Raw genomic sequence first — 22,310 nt, forward strand, 5'->3', positions numbered from 1 at the left:
CATGAAATGGAACCAAGCCCTCAAATCATATCAAGATTATCTTCGCATTGAGCGTGGGCTTTCGGCTAATTCTATAAGCAGCTATTCTTTAGACATCAAAAAATTGATGCTTTGGTTAGAATCGAATAACGTAACTGTTTCCCCCATTAAAATTTCTGCTGAAACGTTACAACAATTTATATATTCGATTGCAAAAGAAGTAAACCCAAGGTCTCAAAGCCGAATTATCTCAGGATTAAAAGGATTTTTCAATTATCTCATTTTTGAAGATATGCGAACTACAAATCCTTTAGAACTTATCGAGGCTCCAAAGATAGGTCGCAAACTTCCGGACACATTAGCAGTTGAAGAAATTGACGCATTAATTGGGGCTATAGATTTGAGCAGTCCGCAAGGCGAAAGAAATCGAGCAATACTAGAAACCCTTTACGGCTGTGGTTTGCGAGTGAGCGAATTAACCACCCTTAAAATTTCAGATTTATTCTTTGAAGAAGGTTTTATCAAAATTACCGGAAAAGGAGATAAACAACGATTTGTGCCCATTGGCGACCATACCATTAAATACATCAATCTCTACCGCAAAGAAGTGAGAGTTCATCAAAATATCAAAGCCGAAGCAAATGACACGCTATTCTTAAACCGAAGAGGCAACGGCCTAACGCGCGCCATGATATTTACCATTATCAAACAACTTGCTGAAATTAGCGGCATTCGAAAAACCATTAGCCCGCATACATTTCGTCATTCTTTTGCGACGCATCTGCTAGAAAACGGTGCCGACTTACGTGCCATCCAACAAATGCTGGGGCACGAAAGCATCACCACCACAGAAATATACACCCACATTGAAACCTCTTTCTTAACCGAAACTATTAATAAATTTCACCCTCGTAAGGATGATTAACTTATTAGTTATCTATTAAATGGATATTCATTTACCCAATTAAACTTGCGATTTATCAATAAGTAATCATTAATATCTTTTAACTTCAATTCTATATATAACGTATCGTTACGGTACATTCCATCTAGCTTTAAAATGCTGTCTTGAAATTTATATTTAAAGTCGTAAAGGTTTGTACTGTCATTCCAAGAGGAGAGTTTCAACGTTTTTTCAATGGTGTCAATCTCTTTTTTCCAATACGAATTCTCATCGTTCTTAAACTGTATTTGTGTACTGTATTTATCAACTATAAATCGTTTCCATTGAATACTATCTGCACTCATTTGTGATAGCGTGTCTTGATTAACAATAAAATTCTCTAATGTATAAATACCGAAAAGAGCTGGCTTTGGAGCTTTTTTACCCCATTGAAATTGGCCTTGATACGAGCTATAACCACTAAATATTACAATGTAAAGGATGAAAATTATTTTTAGCACGAGTTGTGAAATGTTCCATTTCCGAAGTGAAAAATAGTTTGTTATTTGTTTTTTTTCGGTAGGCTTATTTAATATAAAAAAGTATATCACTCTTTTTGAATCTAGCAGTAGCAAAAAGACACTTATCAACAATAAATGACCCGAAAAGAGTTTCACAGGAACGTCAAAACTCATGTTCATCATAAATACATTCAACATAACGCCAGCAGAGACTAACGCGCCAAGTGTAGTAGTTCTTCGGAAAAGTAACAATAACCCTCCTACTACTTCGGCCAGCCCTGAAAATATAGTGTAGGCATCACTATATTCCATAAAATTCCAAATGAGTCCCATAGGAGAAGAATCGCCGTAGGGAGTTACTAAATCACCGAGGGATAATTCAGAAAATTGATTTAGGAATACCTTGGAAAACCCATAAGACAATAAGATGGAAGCTAGATAATATCTCAAAAATACTGTGAAGATGGTAAGGAGCTTATGATAATTTTTCCTTTTGAAATCCACTATTGACCATATAACAGTGGCTACAACCGCAATAATGAGATATGTAAACATCTGCACATAATTAAATAATCTATCACCACTTCCGCCGGGTGTTGGGTCAATCTCATCACTAATCCCAAAAACATGTTCCCCGAACCATAAAGAAATATTCGTAAATATTTCCATAACAAATGGCACTATCTGTGAAACCCCTGGAATATAACTTGCAGGAAAAGGAATGATGTACAGAACAAAATAAACAAAGAAAAATCGAAAAAAGATACGCTGAGCCAAATTGAAATTTGGCTTTTCGCTGATTGATGAAGTCATAATTAGTTGGTTTAGTTCTAAAATAGACTTTTATAATTTGTAAATGTTACAATTAAATTTTAGTGAAATTTTCCTTAAACAAAAAAGAGTCCCGACATGCGTCTGGACTCTTTTAAAATATATTGGTTTTATATTATTACTTTGCAATATTAACTGCTCTCGTTTCTCTAATTACAGTTACTTTCACTTGTCCAGGATACGTCATATCTGTTTGAATTTTCTGTGAAATTTCAAAAGATAATTGTGCGGCTCTTTCATCGGTTACTTTTTCACTTTCAACCATAACGCGTAATTCTCTACCTGCTTGAATAGCGTACGCTTTGTTAACTCCACCAAAACCAAAGGCTATATCCTCTAAATCTTTTAAACGCTGAATGTAGCTATCAAGAACTTGACGTCTCGCGCCGGGTCTTGCTCCGCTAATCGCATCACAAACTTGAACTATTGGCGAGAGTAAACTTGTCATTTCAATTTCATCGTGGTGGGCACCTATGGCGTTACAAACTTCTGGCTTTTCACCATATTTCTCAGCCCATTGCATTCCAAGAATTGCGTGAGGAACTTCTGTTTCGCTTTCTGGCACTTTACCTATGTCGTGCAATAAACCTGCACGTTTAGCTAGTTTTGGATTTAAACCTAGTTCACTTGCCATTACTCCACATAACTTTGCAACTTCTCTTGAGTGTTGTAATAAGTTTTGACCATAAGAAGAACGGTATTTCATTCTTCCAATAGCTTTAATCAATTCTGGCTGTAGACCGTGAATTCCTAAATCGATTACCGTACGTTTTCCAACTTCGATAATCTCTTCCTCAATTTGCTTTGTGGTCTTTTTTACAATCTCTTCAATACGTGCTGGGTGTATTCTTCCATCCGTAACTAATTTATGTAATGATAAACGTGCAATTTCTCTTCGCACACTATCAAAACAAGAAAGTATGATTGCATCTGGTGTATCATCAACTATAATCTCAACACCAGTAGCCGCTTCAATGGCTCTAATATTTCGGCCTTCACGCCCAATTATTCTACCTTTTACATCATCACTTTCTAAGTTAAATACAGACACACAGTTTTCAACCGCTTCCTCAGTACCTATGCGTTGAATTGTTGTAATAATAATTTTCTTTGCCTCTTGCTGGGCCGTCATTTTTGCTTCTTCAACAGAGTTTTGAACAAATGCCATTGCGTCTGTCCTAGCCTCTTCTTTTAAACTGTGCATCAATTGTTCTTTGGCATCATCTGCCGAAAGACTAGAGATAACTTCTAATTGTTCAATTTGCGAACGGTGCATTTTATCAACTTCGGCTTTCTTTTTATCCAAAACTGTCATGCGCTCGTCATAATCATTCTTTTTGTTATCAAGCTCGTTTTTCTTCTTTTCAAGCTCCGCGGTTGATTTTTTACTTTTGGCCAATTCATTAGATATTTGAGACTCTTTATCTCTAATTCTCTTTTCGGCCTCGCCCATTTTTTTGTCACGGCTATTGATAACTTTTTCGTGTTCGCTCTTTAGTTCAAAAAACTTTTCTTTGGCTTGAAGCATTTTATCTTTTTTGATAGATTCACCTTCAATAGTTGCCTCTTTTAAAATACTAGCAGCTTCCTTTTTTGCTGAAGCCACTGTTTGCGACGCATTATTCTTTTCAATCATTTTAGCAATTACAAAGCCAATGGCTAGGCCTATAATTCCTACTACAATATATATTACTATGTCATTCATTTTATATTTGGTTTAGTTGTATTAATTATTAAAATTTTTTTAACGATTTTCTGAAACAATAAGACATAAAAAAGCCTACAATAATATTTGATTTGTGTAAACTCCAATGAAAAAAAGTTTAGGGCTAACAAGCTGATCAAGCATCCGCTCAAAGACGGCTCGCTTTTACAACTCTAACTCACCCTTCTCAAAAGAATCTCTGTTGAGTTTACCAAAATGTATATTAATGTAGGCAGTAACCTATTGTTATGTAAAGAACGTTACGATAAATGCTGTTGCAACAATTCGTTAAGAGCACTAATCTTTTGCTCCACTTGTGTTGTATCAGTCAAATTATCAATATTTTTTTGCTCTACTTGTGCGGCAAATTGCAAAGCTGACATTGCTAGAACATCCTGCTTATCCCTTACTGCGTAGCTCTTTTCAAACCTTTTAATCATTACTTCTATCTTCTTTGCGGCTTTTCTTAGCCCCTCTTCTTGATCTGGATGAATCGTTAATGGATACACACGATCTGCAATAGAAATTTTTATTTTTAACTGGTTTGACATTACTATTTTCTATTCGGAAAGTTGGGTAATACACTGATCAATTTCCCGTACTAGAGCATTTATTTTGAGTTTTGTATCTCGTTTATATTGGTCGCTGCCAAGCATTGAGTTTGCCAATTTTAGCGAGTCACAAGTATTTTTCCAATCTTCAATTTCGGCTTTGGAAGTATCCTGCTGTTCTTTCAGTAATTTAATTTCGGCAGAAAGCGTTGCATTTTTCTGTTTCAAGTTCGTGTACTTGTGTAACAGCTTGCTAACTCTATTCTCCAGCGTATCAACATGTTCTGAAAGCGTACTCATTAACTGGTTATTTCAATCCTATAGTCACAAAGTTAAACTACATTAACGAATAAGCAAACCTTTTGCGTTAATTTTTGTAATATTGAATATCTATCACAATATTTGTCACCTACTCCCCGTATATAAAGCATCTAGTAGATATTCGATGAAAACAATTTTAGCAGCCCTCTTATTACTCACTTCCTTATCTTTAATCGCACAAGACAATCTTCCGCAGGATTATTTTGACTCGCCCTTGCAAATCCCAATCATTCTCTCTGGGAGTTTTGGCGAATTGCGAAGTAACCATTTTCATAGTGGGCTCGATATAAAAACCCAACAAGTTGAAGGAATCCCCATTTATGCTCCGGCTGACGGTTACATCAGTCGAATAAAAGTGGCGCATTATGGCTACGGAAAAGCATTGTACATTAACCACCCTAATGGCTATTCTACTGTGTATGCACACCTCAAAGAATATGCTGGCGACATTGAAGATTTCGTCAAGAAAACCCAATACGAGAAAGAAACATTTGAAGTCGAACTTTTCCCCGAAGCTACCCAACTCACTGTTAAAAAAGGAGACCTCATTGGATACACAGGAAATACCGGAAGTAGCGGTGGGCCACACCTCCATTATGAAATAAGAGATAGCGCATCGCGCCCAATGAATCCAATGCTTTTTGGAGTTGATGTCCCCGATATCAAAAATCCAATCATTACTACGTTAATGGCATATCCGTTAGAAAAAAACGCGATTGTCAATGGTTCTAAAGACCCTATTAAATTGAGACTTATCTTACAAAAAGACGGTTCATACACCACCGAAAAAGTAATCGCAAACGGAAAAATAGGATTTGGAATCAATACCGTTGACCAAATGAATGGTGCTTCAAACAAGAATGGAGTTTATCAAATAAAAACGAACTATAACGGCGAAGAAAAAGTTGATATAAGATTTGAACGATTTTCTTTTAGCGAAACCCGTTATTTAAATAGGTACATTGATTATAATAGTTATAAGGTAAATAGAGACAGGGTTCAAAAATTATTCAGAGAACCCAACAATCCGTTGAGTATTTTTAAGTATGAAAACGACAAGGGAATTATCGAGGTCGAGGACGGATTTAGCTCTATTTTTAACATCGATGTGATAGATTTTAAAGGAAATACTACATCGGTTTCAATACCCATAGAAGGTAAATTGATTGAAATTTCCGAAGAAAAAACCATTGATGAATCTTTAGAGTTTGTGCAGTCAGATGAGCCAACAACTATTAATAAAGGGAAGTTTACCATTTTTATTCCTAAGAAAGCACTATACGAAGACACATACCTATCTATCACCACTAGTGGCGACACGCTACATTTTCACGAAGACGTGGTGCCGGTGCACAAAAATATTTCGGTGAGTTTGAACATTGATAATTATGTGGGTGCTGACAAAAGTAAATTGTTTATTGCGCGGTTAAATTATAGGGGCGATCCATATTATAACTCCACACGACGAAGAGGAAATGTACTCACCGCTTACACGCGAACATTAGGTGACTACGCGCTCGTGGCAGATACAACGGCACCAAAAATGAGCGCTGTAAATTTTACTGAGGGAAAATGGATAAGTAGCAATAAGACGCTCGAAATTAAAATTGATGACGATTTGAGCGGGATTAGCTCTTACAGGGCGACCATCAACGGGAAATTTATATTGATGGAATATAATTACAAAAAGGACGTTTTAACTTATGATTTTGATGACGCCATCATTTCTGAAACAGAAAACAATTTGAAATTAATTGTAACCGATAATGTGGGAAATAGCAGTACATTTGAGGCTCAATTTTTCAGAAAACAACTATAATCCTTGCTTTTGAAGACACGTTTATATTCCCTTAGCATATTCCTTTTTTTTATATCGATTTCACTGTTTGCCCAAAAAGCAACCATTAAAGGAGTCATTCTTGATGAAAATAATTTTCCCGTTCCTAGCGTAAATATTACCTATGGAAATGAAGGAACCATTTCAAATCTTGATGGTTATTTTTTATTAGAAATCCCATCGAATCAAGACGTTACATTAAAATTTAGTCACGTTTCAAATAAAGACATTACGGCAACTTTCAACTTGAGCCCGAATGAAGATTTTATCTTCAATCCGGTAATGAAGTCGGACATTGAGCAAATCACTACAGTCGTAATTACAGGAAGAGAAAATAAACGTGTTGAAGGAATCACTACAATAAGCCCCGAAACAATTAAAAAAATACCAACGGCAAATAGTGGGGTCGAAACCTTACTACAATCTCTACCCGGAGTAAACAATAATAACGAATTGAGCACGCAATATGCTGTACGTGGTGGAAACTACGATGAAAACTTGGTCTATGTAAACGAAGTTGAAGTGTATCGTCCATTTTTAGTACGTAGCGGTCAACAAGAGGGATTGAGTTTTGTAAATAGCGATATGACCTCTAGAGTTGATTTTTCGGCGGGTGGATTTCAAGCAAAATATGGAGATAAATTATCTTCGGTTTTAGACATTACGTATCGCAAACCTACTGAATTTGGCGCAAGTCTTGATGTTAGTTTTTTAGGAGCAAGTGCTACCGTTGAGGGTGTTTCAAAAAATGGACGACTTACAGGAATTGTTGGCCTTCGTTATCGCGATAACAGTCTTTTTGTCAACGCAAAGGAAACCGAAACTAACTACCGCCCTACTTTTGCAGATGGACAAACATATTTGAGCTATAAGTTTAACAATAAATTTGAGTTGAGCTTTCTAGGAAACCTTGCAATAAACAATTATAGCTACAGGCCGTTAGCCCGACAAACAAACTTTGGAACATTAGCAGACCCGGTTGCACTCATTGTTTTTTATGAAGGACAGGAAGAAGATAGATATGACACGTATTTTGGGGCTTTAAAAGGAACGTATGTGGTTTCTCCTAATTATACTGCAAAACTCATTGGTTCTATTTATCAAACACAAGAGCAAGAATATTACGATATTTTAGCGGAGTATCGCCTTGGAGAAGTTGACACAAACATAGGTAGTGAAACCGCAGGTGATGTAACATTTACTGAAGGAATAGGCTCCCAACTCACGCACGCCCGCAACAATCTTGATGCCTTGATTGTCAATTTAGAACACAAAGGAAATGCCAGCATTGGAGACAACGAGATTGAGTACGGCGTAAAATTTACACACGAAGATATTCGCGACCGTATTCAAGAATATGAAATTATTGACTCAGCAGGATTTTCAATTCGTCCACCAATTATTGATTTTGCAAATCTCCAGCCTTATGAGCCCTTTACATCTGCCATTGTTCCTTACACAGACGTAAGAGCAGAAAACGATGTTCAAATTGATCGCGTGAGCGGTTATGCGCAATGGAGTCGAAGAACAACACTTGGTGAAAGTGATGTTTGGTTAAACGCTGGTGTCCGCGCTCATAATTGGACGGTAAGTGGCGATGGGATTCAAAGTACTAACCAAACGGTTTTTAGCCCTCGCGCACAGGTTTCTTTAAAACCAGATTGGGAAATGGATATGCTTTTTAGATTGTCTGGAGGAGTGTATCATCAGCCCCCATTTTATAGGGAGTTGCGAGATTCTACAGGAACCGTGAGACCCGGAGTTAAAGCACAACAATCGGTTCATATTGTCCTCGGAAATGATTACAGTTTTGACCTTTGGGGCAGACCATTTACACTTAATACGGAGGCGTATTATAAAAAATTAACCGATGTAAATCCTTACACATTAGAAAATGTACGAATAAGATACCGAGCGAACAACAACGCTATAGCATACGCCTATGGACTAGACCTTAGACTTGCGGGAGAATTTGTTCCCGGAACTGAAAGTTGGGTAAGTTTAGGATACCTAAAAACCGAAGAAAATATTGACGACAGAGGATATATTTTTAGACCGACAGACCAACGATTAAAAGTAGGATTGTTATTACAGGATTATGTGAAAGTGATACCAAATTTAAAAGGATATTTAAATTTACAATATAACACAGGATTACCGGGAGGCTCACCGAGCTACGCTGATCCTTACGATTACCAACAACGCTTGCCCGATTACAAACGTGCCGACCTTGGAGTTCAATACGTTCTTGTAGACGAAAATAGCCAAAGAGAAAGCGGCATTTTCAAACCTTTTGAAGAGCTTACCATTGGTGCTGAAATATTCAATATTTTTGATGTGCAGAATTCAATTACCAATACGTTTGTAAGAGATGTGTACACTAAGGTACAATATTCAATACCCAACTATTTAACACCACGTGTGTTTAATGTAAGAGTTACGGCCAAGTTTTAGATTACTGAAATTTTAATGAAGTAAATAAGTGGTTTTCTGAAGATAGGTTTCAAAACAATAATTTCAAACCCTACACATTTCCGAAGGAAGATAAATTTGAGTTTTAAGAATTCACAAACTCTTTTAAAGTAGCAACCACGTAATCAATTTCATCTTTTGTATTGAAGCTTGAAAATGAAAATCTGATGGATGGTTTTGCCATATTTTCATCGTTTAATATTTCGGCTAAAACATGAGAGCCTTTAGAGCTACCACTTTGACAAGCGCTCCCTCTTGAACACGCAATCCCTTTTAAGTCCAATTGAAATAGAAGCATCAATCCTTTTTCTGTCGTTACCGGCAAGCAAACATTTAATAATGTATAAGTACTCGTTACGTTATCATCGCAAGAACCATTGAAAATTACATTTGGAATATGCGATGAAAGTTGTTGCTTGAAATAATCTTTTAAGTCGGTTATATATGCTTTTTCTTTTTCAAGATTTTGATAACTGATTTTCAACGCTTCTACCATTCCAGCAATCGCGTACACAGCTTCAGTACCAGCACGCATTCCTCGTTCTTGTTCACCCCCAAAAATGAGCGGTTTTAGTCCAGTGTTCTTTCTAATAAAAGCAAATCCCGCGCCTTTTGGTCCATGAAATTTATGTGCTGCAACAGCTGCAAAATCAACTGGGATTTCTTGAAAATCTAATTGATAATGGCCTACAGATTGCACGGTGTCACTGTGAAATAGAGCATCATATTTTTTGCAAAGTTTTGCCGTTTTTTCTAAATCTAAAACATTTCCTATTTCATTATTTACGTGCATTAATGAAACAAGAGTTTTGTGTTCTTTGTCTTTTAATAGTTCTTCGAGATGCGTAAAGTCAACATGTCCACAATCATCTAACTTTACAAAATCGACTTTAATATTGTGGGTAGTTTCAAGTTGGTTGATGCTGTACAAAACGGCGTGATGTTCAATTTTGCTTGAAATGATTCGGGTGACACCCAAATCTCTAACGCAACTGTTTAGAACTAAATTATCGGCTTCGGTACCTCCAGATGTGAAGATAATTTCAGAAGGAGAAACATTCAAAATTTTTGCAACCTCTTTTCTTCCTGTTTCAATGACACTTTTTGAAGAACGCCCATAGGCGTGGGATGAGGATGGGTTTCCATATTCGGTTTTTAGTACTTCAGTCATAGCGTAAATAACTTCGCTTCTCAACTGTGTGGTTGCTGCACTATCGAAATATACTTTTTTCAAGGGGATATTTTTTTTGAAATTTGTAAATGGAGTGCAAAAATACAGATAATATTATGAGTAATGAGAGCCACTAATAAAGAAATGCTTTACTTTGTAAGTAGAAAATGAATGTCATATTTGTTATGGGAAAAATTTGGTTATTATTGATAGCAACCGCTCTATTTTTAGGTTGTAATGACGGCGATATTATTGTTACTAACTTTGATTTTCAAGATGCAAACCTGCAAACTTGTGGTGAAAATGGAGGGTATGTTTTTTATAAAATAAATCCAACAGTCAACGAGAGTATTTCTTTGTTACTCTCCACGAATGACAGCCTTTTTTTAGAAAGCGGAATAAGAACGTTCGAACTTGCCGAGGGTACAAATACAGTAAACTATCGTAGTTTTGACAATACTGTAACTAGCGATTATTTTTGTAATCCTATTCCTCCCACTACTCCATTAACTGTTACAGAGTATTTAGGATATTCTGGTACTGTAGTTCTTAATTCAACCACGGTACTGGATGATAATGATGGCATTGAGGAATCTATTTCAACACTAGACACAGATAATGATGGAATCCCTAACTATATAGACTTTGATGACGATGGCGATAATGTACCTACTCGAATTGAGCTCGGTCCTGACTATCCAGATGTTCCAGCGATAGATACAGATAATGATGGAACACCAGATTATTTAGACAGAGACGATGATGGAGATGGAGTACCCACCATTAATGAGGATGCAAATGGCAATATGGATCCACGCGATGATGTAAATGACAATATTGTGGGAGCTAATTATTTAAATCCTGCGGTTATTGATTCATATCCCGCACCAGGATATAGGGAGCATAGCTACACAAGGGTAAGTGATGGTATCATCACTATTGAAGACCTAACGCTCTTTAATACGGAAGAAGAGATTATCCTTGAAGTATTTAATTTCGGGACTATTGAAGGAATTAGAAATGAAACAATCATCAAAAATCCAAGTCTCTAATTATTTTTTATATTCTGAAATATATACACCTCCGTCGCACCTCTGCCGTATTTTTGATAATTAGCATCGTTATAAGCAACGTTATCATATTTACGGAATAAAAATTCTAGTTCGGTTTTCAAAACTCCTTCACCTACCCCGTGAATAAACACAATGCGCTGTATTTTTTTTCGCATGGCGAACTCTAGTTGTCGTTTCGCCGTATCTAATTGAATTTCAAGCATATCAAAATTAGACATTCCTTTTTCATTGGGAACCAATTGATGGATATGCAAATCTACTTCCATGGGCGGAAGTGAACGCTCTTTTGGTTTTACGCGTGTGCTTTTCTTTGGCTTATTTTGCTGTTTGTCAGCTTTAATTTCGTTTAAATTGAAAGGGTGAAATTCGTTTTTTTTAATTTCCGAAGAAATTATAACGAGTTCTGAACGGTTAAAATCCATTTCAAATCCGTCATCAGTTTCAACGCTAATAATTTCTCCATTTACCTGTACAACAATTCCTGAAAAAACATCGTCAAGAACCATAATTTTATCTCCTACTTCCATAACCCTATTCATTAATGAAAATCAAAAATACTTACAAAATTTTTCTTTAAAAGGATAATGGAAGATGCATTTCATCGAAAATACATGTATATTTTTCCTACATAGCCACTAAATACTTAAATTTATCGCGTAACAAAAATATTTGACCCCCAAATCCAAATATTTTCTTAAAATCTTATTATGAAACACCTACTACTAACCGCCGTTGTAATCCTCGCATTTACGTCGATGACAACAGCGCAATTATCAGTATCCCCCAATGTGACTACATCAACTGATTCTTTTATCTATGTTGATGGTGTTGTTATAACTGTTGAAGGGTATGTTAGACTTGTTGAAAATATATACGATACAGATACTGAGGCAAGTATGTATCTACGCAACCAAGCACAATTAATGCAAAACGGTAATGCCCAAAATAGAGGGACCGGGGCAATATCTGTACAACAAGATAGTAATTCTGACGCTTACGATTATAATCTATGGGCTTCACCCGTTAGTGTCCCTGTCGCAGCTTTTGGAAATAATCTTTTTGGAATTTCAAGAATTAATGAAACTACAGGATTAACGAGTGCAGAACCCGCTACTCTTAAAACTGGACACGACGGGGTTTCGAGCCCATTACAAATATCAAGAAGATGGTTTTATCGCTGGGCTCCTGCAAGCCAAGAATTTGTAGCTATTAATAATGCAGATGTAGTTCCACCGGGCTATGGTTTTATTATGAAAGGAACTGATATCACACAAGAGGGTGTTCCCGAAACTCAAAATCAAACTTATGACTTTAGAGGGCGTCCAAATAGTGGAGATATAGAAATCCCTTTATTTCCAGTTGGTACAAACGATGAAGGAAATACCTTGACGGGAAATCCATATCCATCAGCTTTAGATTTAGATGCATTTTTCTGGGATTCAGCAAACGCAGGCAAATTTACAATGATACAATATTACGACGAGGATAGAACTATAAATTCTCATGCATATGTAGATAATAAAGCTGGGTATGGTACTTGGGCTCCTGGTGGTTTAGGTCCAAATAACGTAAGCCCAGGTGATCCTTCATACGACCCAGGAGTATATACGATACCTGTATTTCAAAACTTCAATAATGATGGCACTCCAGCCGGAGGAAACGAAGGATCAGGAGATTATTTGGAGAGAAGAATGGCTCCAATTGGACAAGGTTTTTTCATCAAAGCATCTCCAGGAGTTAACTCGCAAACTACTTTAACATTTAAAAATAGCCATCGTCGTTTTGTTAAAGAAAGTACAACATACTCAGAATTTAGAAATCAAGAAGGAAATACTACTTCAAATAACGGAACTCTTACAGGCTCTGTTTCAGGTGGAAATACAATCGATCCAACAATTATTGAGGGGACTTTTACACCACGACTAAGAATAAACACATATATGGGGACCTCACACATGAGACAAACGGCATTACTTTTTAATGATAACGCTACTGATGAATTTGATTTGGGAGGAGATGCAATAAGCCCAATGGATGCTACAAGTGAAATGTACTTTCCTGTATTAACACCCTGGAATGATGAAAAACCATTCCCATTTGTAATCAATACAGTTCCTTTTAATATTTCAAAAAAGATACCCGTTACTTTTGAAATTGAAGAAGAAATGAGGGTTAGTGTAACTGGAATTGAAGAGCTTAATTTGCCTACAGACCATACATATATGTACGATTCTCTAAATGATACTTACCAAGAAATTACTGGTAATAACACAGCTTCTTATTTTCTGGAGCAAGGTAAATATGAGAATCGGTTTTATATTGTATTTATAGACTATGACCCTACAATTACGGCAAACGAAATATATAAGAAAGAGCAAACCAAAGAAATGGAAGCCTCAGTAGATTTCTTTCAAAATAATCGACAAGGGCAATTAGAAGTTTCAAATCCAGAAGGATATGATATCAAAAGCGCAGTAATATTTGATATGGCTGGTAGACTGGTTTTAAATCAACAAAACCTAGGAAATAATAGAAACCTACAATTTCCAACTGGTACCTTTAGTGATGGTGTTTATTTAGTATTACTTACAACAACTACAGATTTAGTAATCGATTATAAAATTCTTGTGGAAAATAAATAATTGTCTTTTATTTATAGGTATGGAAGATTTTATGTTACCCTGCCTAAATAAAAAACTTTTTGGATTAGAATGTTTTGGCTGTGGCTTTCAAAGAGCTACAGCCTTACTTTTTAGGGGTGAGTTCATTGCAGCTTTTAAAATGTATCCCGCAGTGTATACCCTACTCCTATTTGGGCTCTTTATTATTGCTAGCATGATTTGGGAAATTAAATATGCCTACAAAATTAAAATCGTCTTTGCCATCCTCAATGGCGTCATCATCCTCGTAAGTTATTTTTATAAGATGAGCTTCTTATTTTAGTACATCAAATTTTTAGGTTATTTTTAAGTACTAAACCAAACAACACATTACTATGGAACAACAAACATTACCCAATTCGCAGGCAGTACTCATCTTAGGAATTTTATCAATTCCGCTATGCTGTTGCTATGGAATTCCCGCATTAGTACTAGGTATTATTGCCATAGTCCTTGCAAAAAAAGCAACCGCACTACATAATGAAAACCCTGAAATGTACAAGGGATTTCAGAATGTAAAAACTGGTAAAATTCTTGCAATTATTGGTATATCGCTAGGTGTTATTTATATTATTATAAACATTGCAATGATAGCTATATATGGATTTGATGGGCTTCAAGAAATGCAACAAGAAATGTTACAACAATACAACCTAGAAGGATAGTTAATAGTTAACTAATAAATTAAATGGCGCGATATCAATATTATATTGCGCCATTTTTTATTTTAAATTTCTTCGGAAATATTAGATCTCGAATTCTTTAAGTGTCTTAATGATAATAGCGATACATTCATCAAGTTGTGACTCGTTCATCACTAAAGGCGGCGCAAAACGAATGATATTTCCGTGTGTGGGTTTAGCCAATAATCCATTGTCTCTCAATTTCAGACAAATATTCCAAGCTGTGTCGCTTTCTTCATCATCGTTTATTACAATAGCATTCAGTAATCCACGACCTCTAACTAATTTGCAGATACCACTCGTCTCAATATAATCATTCAATTTACTTCTGAATCTAGCACCAAGCTTGTCTGCATTATCTGCCAAATTCTCATCTGAAACAACTTGAAGAGCCGCCACAGCAACAGCTGCAGCCACAGGATTCCCGCCAAAGGTTGATCCGTGGTTTCCCGGCTTAATAACTTCCATAATATGATCATTCGCTAAAACCGCAGAAACTGGATAAGCTCCACCGCTCAATGCTTTTCCTAAAATTAAAACATCTGGTTTTACATCTGGTGTTCCGCTGCAATCTTTCTTTGGACAGCTGCAATTTCCGCAAGTAGCTAATAAACGTCCTGTTCTTGCAATTCCCGTTTGTACTTCATCTGCAATAAATAAAACATCGTGCTTTTCGCAAAGTGCTTTTGCTTTTCTTAAATAATTTTCAGATGGAACAAATACACCAGCTTCTCCTTGGATAGGTTCCACTAAAAATCCGGCGATGTTTTTATTACTATTAAAAACTTTTTCCAAAGCTTCATAATTGTCATATTCAACTTTTATAAATCCTTTCGTGTAAGGACCAAAATGCTCTCGGGCGACAGGATCATTTGAAAACGAAATGATCGTAGTGGTTCTTCCGTGGAAATTATTTTCACATACTATAATTTCGGCTTCGTTTTCATCGATTCCTTTCTTTTCATAGGCCCATTTTCTACAAAGTTTCAAAGCAGTTTCAACAGCTTCAGCTCCCGTATTCATTGGTAAAACCTTGTCAAATTTGAAATACTCGGTTACAAATTTTTCATATTTCCCAAGGATATCATTATGAAACGCTCTAGAGGTGAGGGCCAAAGTTTTTGATTGTTCAATCATTGCATCCACAATACGCGGATGGCAATGCCCTTGGTTTACAGCAGAATATGCAGATAAAAAGTCAAAATACTTTTTTCCTTCAACATCCCAAACATAAACGCCTTCCCCTTTGTTCAGTACAACGGGTAATGGGTGATAATTGTGGGCTCCATACTTGTTTTCTAAATCAATCGCCTGCTGCGATAAGGACTGTTGTGTTACAGACATAACATTAAAATTTTAAAAATGAAAAATATAAAATTCCTACTATACCTTTATCCTTTCGAAAGCTCGAAAATTCAGCGGAGGAGAGAAATCATCCTTGTCTGCAAATTAATAAAATTTGACTTAAATTGTAAAGTAAACTTGGTACTTTTGCGCTTATGGCAAGAAAAAAAACAAATAGAGTTATTTTAGAAAACTTAACCGTCATTGACGCAGGTGCAAAAGGGAAAGCTGTTGCAAAAGCAGAGGACGGTAGAGTGGTTTTTATCAATAATGCCATTCCCGGCGATGTGGTTGACGTACAGACCACAAAAAAACGAAAAGCATACTTTGAAGGGAACGCTATTTCTTTTTCAAAACTCTCAGACAAGCGTGTAGAACCTACATGTGAGCATTTTGGTACATGCGGTGGCTGTAAGTGGCAAAACATGGGCTACGAACACCAATTGTTTTACAAACAAAAGGAAGTTGAGAATAATTTAAAACGCCTTGGTAAGGTCGAACTCCCCGAAGTCTCCCCTATTTTAGGTTCTGCCGACCAATATTTCTATCGTAATAAAATGGAATTTTCATTTAGTGACAGCAAATGGCTCACACTTGACCAAATTAAAAGCGATGTCATCGTTGAGAATAAAAATGCTTTAGGTTTTCATATTCCCGGCATGTGGGATAAGATTCTTGATTTAAATAAATGCCATTTACAAAGAGACCCAAGTAATGCCATAAGAGATTTTGTTAAAGCCGAAGCCGAAAAGTTAGACATTCCTTTTTTTAATACCCGAAATCAAACGGGCGTTCTAAGAACGTTAATGATACGAACTTCAACTACGGGAGAAGTCATGGTTTTATTGCAATTTTTTAAAGAAGATAAAACCAAAAGAGAGGCATTGCTAAATGCTATTGCTGAAAAATTTCCTGATGTCACTTCACTCTTATACGTAATTAACGGAAAAGGAAATGACACCATTTATGACCAAGAGGTGTTAGTCCATAGCGGAAAAGACCACATTTTTGAAGAAATGGAAGGACTTACTTTTAAGATAAATGCAAAATCATTTTATCAAACCAATAGTGAACAAGCCTTCGAACTTTATAAAGTAACACGAGATTTTGCAGGATTGAATGGAGATGAACTTATTTTTGACTTATATACAGGCACAGGCACCATAGCACAATTTGTTGCGAAAAACGCAAAGAAAGTGATTGGTGTTGAAGCTGTGCCAGATGCTATTACCGCAGCCAAAGAAAATGCCGAACGTAATGGGATTACAAACTGTGAGTTTTATGTAGGCGACATGAAAAAGGTTTTCAATGAACAATTTATTGCAAAACATGGAATGGCAGATGTTGTTATAACAGACCCTCCCAGAGATGGAATGCATGCATATGTTGTGGCTCAACTCATCAATCTTGCACCACAAAAAATTGTGTACGTGAGTTGTAATAGTGCAACACAGGCGAGGGATTTATCGTTATTAGATAGTCTTTACAAAGTGACCAAAGTACAACCTGTTGACATGTTCCCGCAAACCCACCACGTAGAAAATGTGGTTTTACTTGAAAAAAGAAACGTTTAGGAAAAACAAATGAATTATATTAAAATTAGTAGTGCATTTACTATCTGCATCTTTGCAATAGCCGTTTTTATTGGTTGCACAAGAGATGATATTTGTCCTGAAACCACACAGTCAACACCACGATTGGTAATGGAGTTTAGAGATAATACAGATTTTAGATTGGTAAAACCCGTGACAAATTTGAGCGTAAAGTTAACGAGCACGCAAGAAGAAGTTTTTACCCCTAGGACAGATACTATTTTTCAAATTCCTTTAGATCCGTCTGCTACTTCGTTGCAATTTAGTTTTACAAGAGACGCTTCGGGGACGAGTCCAAATACAGATTTTGCTACTATAAATTATACCCGTGGCGAAGATGTTTATATCAACAGAGCATGTTCATTCGTAACAACGTATGATGATGTGTCTATAACAATCCAAGGAGAAGGAACGGCAAACTGGATGTTTGGCCCTGTAATTACTAACCCAACCGTAGAAAATGAAGACGTTACGCATATTACTATTTTTCATTAGCACGGTTTTCATTTCTGAAATTTCAGTCGCACAGACCGAAACGTTAGAACCTAATGATACCATCGCACAACCTATAAAATATGGGCTGAGAGTAGGTGCAGATATTTCAAAACCAATACGAAGTTTGTTGGATGAAAATTATTCAGGTTTTGAAATTATGGCTGATTTCAGAATTAAAGAGAAATTCTACGTCGCTGCGGAAATTGGAAACGAAAAGAAAGATTATTTTGAACCCAACTTAAATGCTAGCACTAGCGGAAGCTATATAAAACTGGGGATTGACTATAATGCATACAACAATTGGTTGGGTTTGAACAATGCTATATTCACTGGTTTGAGATACGGTATATCTTCTTTTAAGCAAGAATTAATTGCTTACACCATTTACACTACAGACCAAACATTTCCGTCAACGGCAGTTGTAGCACCTCAAGAATTTAGTGGTTTGACAGCCACTTGGATTGAGTTTATCGCCGGCGTAAAAACCGAAGTTTATAAAAATTTATACCTTTCCGTAAATCTCCAATTAAAACGAAAGGTGAGCGAAGATATCCCAGAAGGCTTTGCTAATCTATACATTCCTGGCTTTAACAGAACGTACGATTTTAGTGAGTTTGGTGTGGGTTATGGCTATACCGTTTCTTACTTGATTCCTATTTTTACTAAGTAATATCTCGTTTACTGAATTTTTTACTCCCCGCATAAATTTCGTACTTAACAAATTTACTTTCAAGTGGACCGTTAAATAATTTAATCTTTTTTGAAGGTCTCAATCCTACAAACTTTAGGGCCTCAAGGTTTGAGGTAATCAACCACGCTTGGGTATTTTCATAGTTTCGTTTTAGCGTATTTCCTATTTCTCCATAAAAATGTTCAACATCTCTAATGGCAATTCGTTCGTCGTACGGAGGGTTAAAGACCATAAAAAGTGGTCGGTCTTGTAACTTTTCAGTCTTAAAAAAATCGGCTTCCTTAATGGTAATGAATTCTGTCAAATTTGCTGCGGCAATATTCTCCTTCGCTTTTGCAATCGCACTTGCATCGCTGTCGTAACCGTATATTTTGAAATGGAAATCTTTAATTTTTTTTAAAGCTGCGTTCTCAATCGTTTCGTATAAATCGACATCAAAATCTGGCCAGGTTTCAAAACCGAATTCTTCCTTGTTCAAGTTAGGCGGAATATTACACGCTATCATCGCAGCCTCAGTAAGAATAGTACCACTACCGCACATTGGGTCCATAAAATCGCATTGGCCGGTCCAACCCGTTTGCATAATCATACCCGCAGCAAGGACCTCGTTAATTGGCGCTTGTGTGTTCGCCACTTTGTAGCCACGTTTGTGCAAAGATTGCCCTGAGCTATCCAATGAAACCGTACAAATATTTCTATCAATATGAATATTGATTCGCAACGTGGGATGATCTAAGTCAACATTGGGGCGCTCCCCTTCCATATCTCTAAATCTATCAACAATCGCATCCTTTGTTTTTAAAGAAATAAATTGCGAGTGCGTAAAATAATCTGAAAACACCGTAGAATTTACTGCCAACGTACCTTTGACCGACATATACTCCTGCCAGTTGATATTATAAATCTTATCGTACAAATCATCTTCCTTAAAAACATTGAACGATGTTATTGGCTTTAAAATCTTAATGGCGGTCCTGCAGCACAAATTGGCTTTGTACATAAACCCGGTATCGCCTTCAAAACTCACGTTACGTGTTCCTATTTCAATGCCTGAAGCGCCAAGTTGTCTCAATTCCTGTGCTAAAATCTCCTCCATCCCAAAGAGGGTCTTCGCCACCATTTTAAAGTTTTTATTCATAGTATATCATTCGTTGGACTGCAAAAATACAGTATTTTCGTACTCCAATACCCGTATATGCAAAAAGAAGATTTTAATTGGTTTGCCTCCTGGTTTGACAGCCCTTATTATCACATTCTCTACAAAGACCGTGATTATGAGGAGGCAGGTACTTTTGTTAAAAATCTTGCTTCTTTTTTAAATTTGGATAAAAATGCAAAGATTTTGGATTTGGCCTGCGGAAAAGGGAGACATTCAAAACATCTTGCTTCGCTTGGCTATAATGTTACGGGAGTAGATTTATCGCCCAACAGCATTAAAGCTGCGAAGAAATTTGAAACAGAGAATTTGTCATTTGAAATTCACGACATGTGCATCCCGTTTGATGGAAAATTTGATGCTATTTTAAATTTATTTACGAGTTTCGGTTATTTTGAAGCCGAAATAGATAACCTGAGAACAATTAAAGCCATTAAAACATCACTAAAACCTGAAGGTTTTGGAGTTATCGATTTTTTGAATGTAGCGTATTTAGAGGAACATTTAGTGCCTTCCGAAGAAAAAATTGTGGAAGGTATTACATTTCAGATTGAAAGAAGAATCGAAAATAATCACATCATAAAAGATATTAGATTTAAAGCTGAAGGCCAACATTTTTTATATACTGAAAAAGTAAAAGCATTAACCCTCAGTGATTTTAAAGAATATTTTAAAGAAGCGGGCGTCACATTGAAAAAAACTTTTGGAAATTATCAATTAGATACCTTTGACCCTATCACATCTGAAAGATTAATTCTTATTTTTGGCTTATGATTTATATTGCATTATTTGTCGCAGTAATCGCAGGTTATGGGGTTTCCTTGATTTTAAATAAAGGTCAGGTTTCTAAACTCCCATTATTACTTGCATTTAGCGGGGCATTTTTATTGGCATTAACGCTATTCGAACTTTTGCCCGAAGTTTATGAAACACCTTCGAAAAGGATAGGCGTTTTTATTGTTGGCGGTATTTTACTACAAATTTGTTTAGAGTTTTTTAGTAAAGGTGCCGAACACGGTCACGTCCATATTCATGCCGATGCTACAAAATTTCCTTGGTTGTTATTTGTGAGTCTCTCTATTCACGCATTGTTGGAAGGATTTCCCATTACAGATGGACACTCCATTTATATTGGCGTCCTTATTCATAAATTTCCCATAGCGATTATTCTTTCACTTTTCTTCATTAAAGCGAATTATAACAAGGCAATCACGCTTGCATTTCTAGTGCTTTTTGCATTGATGACACCGCTAGGTTCTTTTATTGCCGAAAATACCACGCAATTAAAACAGTACAGCACAGAAATAAATGCAGTGGTTATTGGAATTTTCTTGCACGTCTCGACCACTATTTTATTTGAAAGTAGTAAGGACCACAAGTTTAATTTTACAAAACTGGCAACGATTATTTTAGGTGTTGTCATCGCTTATTTTATCTAGATAGGCATAATGATATTGTATTTCAGAAATCACATTTCAGAAGAAAATACTTAAGTGATTTGATGGAAGATGAATATATAATGGCACAAACTCCCTAGGAGTACAAAAATATGCCATATCACGTGGCCAAAATATAATCTGTCCCAAGCATAAAAAATGATACCCACAGTATAAAATAGTCCTCCGGCAACCAGCATTAAAATTCCATAAGTATCTGTCACGCTATTTAATGCATTAATATCAAAGACAATTAACCAACCCATAACGAGATATAGTAGTACCGAGATGATTTCAAATTTTCCCGTAAAAAACATCTTGAGAATTGTTCCTAGAATTGCAATTCCCCAAACAATACTAAATAATAAAATTCCTTTAGAATGTGAGAGGAATAATAACGTAACTGGTGAATATGTTCCTGCGATGAGCACGTAAATACTTATGTGGTCTAATTTTCGGAAAAGACTTTTCGTCTTCATTTCTTTACTGAAATGATATGCGGTTGACACAAAATATAATACCATTAAAGATGAACCGTACAATCCTAACGCGAAATATGAAATTATAGTTCGCTCTTCATTAAGATACAAAAGTAAAATACTTAAAACTGAAAATACAACGAATCCAATGCCATGGCTCAAAGCATTGTATTTTTCTTCTAAGTTGGTTTGTGTTCTCATTCAATTGAAAGTTTACAAATAGTAAAGATAATACTCAAATATTTAGGACCAAAAAAAGAGACTGTTCTTGCGAACAGTCCCATCAGCTATAAACTCCCCAGTTTATATAGCATTAATTAATAAGTTATAAAGATGGGACAGTATGGCCTGTCCTACAAGAGGATTTTTCCCCTTTTTCAGGGGTGTTTTTCCCCTTTTTTGTATTCTGATAATGGATATCCCCAAACCC

General features: G+C 36.1%; 21 protein-coding genes and 1 other RNA gene. 12 read left to right on the forward strand and 10 right to left on the reverse strand.

Annotated features, from left to right (window positions below; translation table 11 throughout):
* The first annotated feature begins 1 nt into the window (after position 1).
* Positions 2-904, forward strand: a complete 903-nt coding sequence (gene xerD / locus ACSHW7_RS07335) for a site-specific tyrosine recombinase XerD (protein WP_435678683.1) — start codon at positions 2-4, stop codon at positions 902-904.
* Between the two features lie 8 nt (positions 905-912).
* Here xerD and ACSHW7_RS07340 read toward each other — a convergent pair whose 3' ends face one another.
* From ACSHW7_RS07340 to ACSHW7_RS07360, 5 genes are all read right to left on the reverse strand, one after another.
* Complete coding sequence (locus ACSHW7_RS07340) at positions 913-2,196, reverse strand: DoxX family protein (protein WP_435678684.1); 1,284 nt, start codon at positions 2,194-2,196, stop codon at positions 913-915.
* Between the two features lie 136 nt (positions 2,197-2,332).
* Positions 2,333-3,919, reverse strand: a complete 1,587-nt coding sequence (gene rny / locus ACSHW7_RS07345; protein ID WP_435678685.1) for a ribonuclease Y — start codon at positions 3,917-3,919, stop codon at positions 2,333-2,335.
* A 98-nt stretch (positions 3,920-4,017) separates the two neighbouring features.
* Positions 4,018-4,127: non-coding RNA, 6S RNA (gene ssrS, locus ACSHW7_RS07350), on the reverse strand.
* Between the two features lie 52 nt (positions 4,128-4,179).
* Complete coding sequence (locus ACSHW7_RS07355; RefSeq protein ID WP_435678686.1) at positions 4,180-4,470, reverse strand: cell division protein ZapA; 291 nt, start codon at positions 4,468-4,470, stop codon at positions 4,180-4,182.
* 9 nt (positions 4,471-4,479) lie between these two features.
* A complete protein-coding gene (locus tag ACSHW7_RS07360) occupies positions 4,480-4,770 on the reverse strand; it encodes a hypothetical protein (RefSeq protein WP_435678687.1) in 291 nt (96 codons plus the stop codon).
* A 145-nt stretch (positions 4,771-4,915) separates the two neighbouring features.
* On the opposite strand from ACSHW7_RS07360, the gene ACSHW7_RS07365 reads away from it, so the two are divergent.
* Positions 4,916-6,610 (forward strand): M23 family metallopeptidase, encoded by a 1,695-nt coding sequence (locus ACSHW7_RS07365; RefSeq protein WP_435678688.1) that lies wholly within the window; start codon positions 4,916-4,918, stop codon positions 6,608-6,610.
* 9 nt (positions 6,611-6,619) lie between these two features.
* Positions 6,620-9,082: a TonB-dependent receptor gene (locus ACSHW7_RS07370; protein WP_435678689.1), complete on the forward strand. Its 2,463-nt coding sequence runs from the start codon at positions 6,620-6,622 to the stop codon at positions 9,080-9,082.
* Between the two features lie 103 nt (positions 9,083-9,185).
* On the opposite strand, the gene ACSHW7_RS07375 is transcribed toward ACSHW7_RS07370, so the two are convergent.
* Complete coding sequence (locus tag ACSHW7_RS07375) at positions 9,186-10,334, reverse strand: cysteine desulfurase family protein (protein WP_435678690.1); 1,149 nt, start codon at positions 10,332-10,334, stop codon at positions 9,186-9,188.
* A 104-nt stretch (positions 10,335-10,438) separates the two neighbouring features.
* Between ACSHW7_RS07375 and ACSHW7_RS07380 the strand changes: the two genes are divergently transcribed.
* A complete protein-coding gene (locus tag ACSHW7_RS07380; protein ID WP_435678691.1) occupies positions 10,439-11,323 on the forward strand; it encodes a hypothetical protein in 885 nt (294 codons plus the stop codon).
* Here the strand turns inward: ACSHW7_RS07380 and ACSHW7_RS07385 are convergent.
* Complete coding sequence (locus tag ACSHW7_RS07385; protein ID WP_435678692.1) at positions 11,320-11,871, reverse strand: Smr/MutS family protein; 552 nt, start codon at positions 11,869-11,871, stop codon at positions 11,320-11,322. The two genes, ACSHW7_RS07380 and ACSHW7_RS07385, sit on opposite strands and share 4 nt — an antisense overlap.
* A gap of 180 nt (positions 11,872-12,051) precedes the next feature.
* Between ACSHW7_RS07385 and ACSHW7_RS07390 the strand changes: the two genes are divergently transcribed.
* From ACSHW7_RS07390 to ACSHW7_RS07400, 3 genes are read left to right on the forward strand one after another with little or no spacing between them, the layout of a single operon-like run.
* Positions 12,052-13,986, forward strand: coding sequence for a T9SS type A sorting domain-containing protein (locus tag ACSHW7_RS07390; protein ID WP_435678693.1), 1,935 nt, complete (start codon positions 12,052-12,054; stop codon positions 13,984-13,986).
* A 19-nt stretch (positions 13,987-14,005) separates the two neighbouring features.
* A complete protein-coding gene (locus ACSHW7_RS07395) occupies positions 14,006-14,287 on the forward strand; it encodes a DUF2752 domain-containing protein (RefSeq protein ID WP_435678694.1) in 282 nt (93 codons plus the stop codon).
* A gap of 52 nt (positions 14,288-14,339) precedes the next feature.
* Positions 14,340-14,669, forward strand: coding sequence for a CCC motif membrane protein (locus ACSHW7_RS07400; protein ID WP_435678695.1), 330 nt, complete (start codon positions 14,340-14,342; stop codon positions 14,667-14,669).
* Positions 14,670-14,750: 81 nt separating this feature from the next.
* On the opposite strand, the gene rocD is transcribed toward ACSHW7_RS07400, so the two are convergent.
* Entirely contained in the window at positions 14,751-16,031 is a 1,281-nt protein-coding gene (gene rocD / locus ACSHW7_RS07405) for an ornithine--oxo-acid transaminase (RefSeq protein ID WP_435678696.1), read from the reverse strand.
* A 155-nt stretch (positions 16,032-16,186) separates the two neighbouring features.
* On the opposite strand from rocD, the gene rlmD reads away from it, so the two are divergent.
* From rlmD to ACSHW7_RS07420, 3 genes are read left to right on the forward strand one after another with little or no spacing between them, the layout of a single operon-like run.
* A complete protein-coding gene (rlmD, locus tag ACSHW7_RS07410; RefSeq protein WP_435678697.1) occupies positions 16,187-17,605 on the forward strand; it encodes a 23S rRNA (uracil(1939)-C(5))-methyltransferase RlmD in 1,419 nt (472 codons plus the stop codon).
* A 9-nt stretch (positions 17,606-17,614) separates the two neighbouring features.
* Positions 17,615-18,118 carry a DUF6452 family protein gene (locus ACSHW7_RS07415; RefSeq protein WP_435678698.1) on the forward strand — a complete coding sequence of 168 codons (504 nt, stop codon included), beginning with the start codon at positions 17,615-17,617 and terminating at the stop codon, positions 18,116-18,118.
* Positions 18,084-18,788 (forward strand): DUF6048 family protein, encoded by a 705-nt coding sequence (locus ACSHW7_RS07420; RefSeq protein ID WP_435678699.1) that lies wholly within the window; start codon positions 18,084-18,086, stop codon positions 18,786-18,788. Before ACSHW7_RS07415 ends, ACSHW7_RS07420 begins: the two co-directional genes overlap by 35 nt.
* Here ACSHW7_RS07420 and ACSHW7_RS07425 read toward each other — a convergent pair.
* Entirely contained in the window at positions 18,781-19,947 is a 1,167-nt protein-coding gene (locus tag ACSHW7_RS07425) for a THUMP domain-containing class I SAM-dependent RNA methyltransferase (RefSeq protein WP_435678700.1), read from the reverse strand. The two genes, ACSHW7_RS07420 and ACSHW7_RS07425, sit on opposite strands and share 8 nt — an antisense overlap.
* A 57-nt stretch (positions 19,948-20,004) precedes the next feature.
* Between ACSHW7_RS07425 and ACSHW7_RS07430 the strand changes: the two genes are divergently transcribed.
* Both ACSHW7_RS07430 and ACSHW7_RS07435 read left to right on the forward strand, forming a co-directional pair.
* Positions 20,005-20,739, forward strand: coding sequence for a class I SAM-dependent methyltransferase (locus ACSHW7_RS07430; protein WP_435678701.1), 735 nt, complete (start codon positions 20,005-20,007; stop codon positions 20,737-20,739).
* Positions 20,736-21,404 carry a ZIP family metal transporter gene (locus ACSHW7_RS07435; RefSeq protein ID WP_435678702.1) on the forward strand — a complete coding sequence of 223 codons (669 nt, stop codon included), beginning with the start codon at positions 20,736-20,738 and terminating at the stop codon, positions 21,402-21,404. Before ACSHW7_RS07430 ends, ACSHW7_RS07435 begins: the two co-directional genes overlap by 4 nt.
* 50 nt (positions 21,405-21,454) lie before the next feature.
* Here ACSHW7_RS07435 and trhA read toward each other — a convergent pair whose 3' ends face one another.
* Positions 21,455-22,081, reverse strand: coding sequence for a PAQR family membrane homeostasis protein TrhA (trhA, locus tag ACSHW7_RS07440; RefSeq protein WP_435678703.1), 627 nt, complete (start codon positions 22,079-22,081; stop codon positions 21,455-21,457).
* Positions 22,082-22,310: the final 229 nt, after the last annotated feature.

The organism is Patiriisocius sp. (assembly GCF_051252435.1).
Taxonomy (GTDB): Bacteria; Bacteroidota; Bacteroidia; order Flavobacteriales; family Flavobacteriaceae; genus Patiriisocius.